Origin of the sequence: Paraburkholderia oxyphila NBRC 105797, assembly GCF_000685075.1 — a bacterium.
GTDB classification, from domain to species: domain Bacteria; phylum Pseudomonadota; class Gammaproteobacteria; order Burkholderiales; family Burkholderiaceae; genus Paraburkholderia; species Paraburkholderia oxyphila.
This window is the reverse complement of the sequence record NZ_BAYD01000258.1, coordinates 1-1343: the sequence shown is the minus strand read 5'-3', so window position 1 is coordinate 1343 and position 1343 is coordinate 1. Positions and strand designations below refer to the sequence as shown.

At 61.9% G+C, this 1343-nt stretch carries 2 protein-coding genes; both read right to left on the bottom strand.

The annotated features are described in order from the left end of the window. The coding region (locus BO1_RS48775; protein WP_043289343.1) for a DDE-type integrase/transposase/recombinase at positions 1–784 on the bottom strand (784 nt) is incomplete at its 3' end. Then, complete coding sequence (locus BO1_RS48770) at positions 781–1281, bottom strand: transposase (protein WP_028223767.1); 501 nt, start codon at positions 1279–1281, stop codon at positions 781–783. The genes BO1_RS48770 and BO1_RS48775, both read right to left, overlap by 4 nt. Positions 1282–1343: the final 62 nt, after the last annotated feature.

The following is a 1343-nucleotide window of genomic DNA, read 5'->3' as shown; positions in this document are numbered from 1 at the left end:
CGAACGCCTTGAGCGGGTAAGCAGGCCGGTACTTCAGGGTCTTGAACAGCGACTCAGAATACGGGTTGTCGTTGCTCACGCCCGGGCGACTCAACGACGGCATGACGCCCAGCGCCTGGAGGGTGGCGAGCATCGTCGCGCCTTTCATCGGGCCGCCGTTATCCGAATGCAGAATCACCTGGTTGGGCCGTATCGCTTCGCGCGCGCAGAGGTCCCTGAGGACTTCGCTGGCCAATACGCTGCTTTCCTCGGCATAGACCTGCCAGCCGACGATCTTGCGACTGAAGACATCCAGAAATAGGTACAGGTAAAAATACTGTCCACGGATCGTCGTCGGCAAATACGTGATGTCCCAGGAATACAACTGGTTCGGCGCGTCGGCGCAAACCGAACGCGGTTTGCTGCGAGCGTGGGCCGGCCGTTCGCTGCGCCGGTGGGCGAGTTGCTTCTCGGCCTTCAGTACCCGGTAGAACGTCGATTCCGAGGCGATATAGCGTTGCTGGTCTGCCAGCCGCGGCACGATCTGGCTTGGCGGCAGATGACCAAACTCGGCCGAGTTCGCGACTGCCAGAAGCTCGGCGCGTTCCTCGGCAGAAAGCTTGTGGCGCGGCTCGTGGTGCCGTAACGAGCGCCCGTCCACCGCGTCAGGTTCGCCGCGCTGCCAGCGCTGAACTGTGCGCGCGCTGAGCCCCAGAATCTTGCACGCGTGCGCCTGCCGAGCCCCGGACAGGGTCGCCTCGTTGATGAGGCCGATCAATGCCTTGCGCTCTTCAGGGGCCGTCATTCGGCCTCGTCCCCGAGGAGCGCGCGGTACTTTTTTTGCAGCACCAGTAGCGCCGCAGCTTCGGCCAGCGCCTGCTCCTTGCGCTTGAGCTCACGCTGCAGTTGCACATTGACCTGCTTCAGATCCCTCACTTCCTGGGCGCTCTCACGTCGGCTAGCGGCTGCGCCGCCGGCGCAAAAATCCGCTCGCCACTGCGCGAGATGATGCGCAAACAGGCCGCGCTCCCGACACCAGCCGTTCAATGCTTCGTCCACCAGGCCGTGGCTCTCCTGCAAGGCCATCAGGCGTTCTTCCAGCGACCAGTCTTCCGGACGTCTTGCGTGTCCAGAACTCGAGCTCCGGTTCGCGGCGGCGGTGCCTCTCATCCAATTCCTTAATGTCAGTACGTTCACGTTCAATTCGTCAGCCACGGCGCCAACCGTTCGGCTCCCGCGCTGCAGGACCTTCGACAGCGCCTGCTCCTTGAACTCAACAGAATACGTTTGTTTCGTCTTCAACTTGTACCTCTGACTCTTCTTGATAAGAAAGTTCAGAGGCGACAACTACTATGACGCCGGGG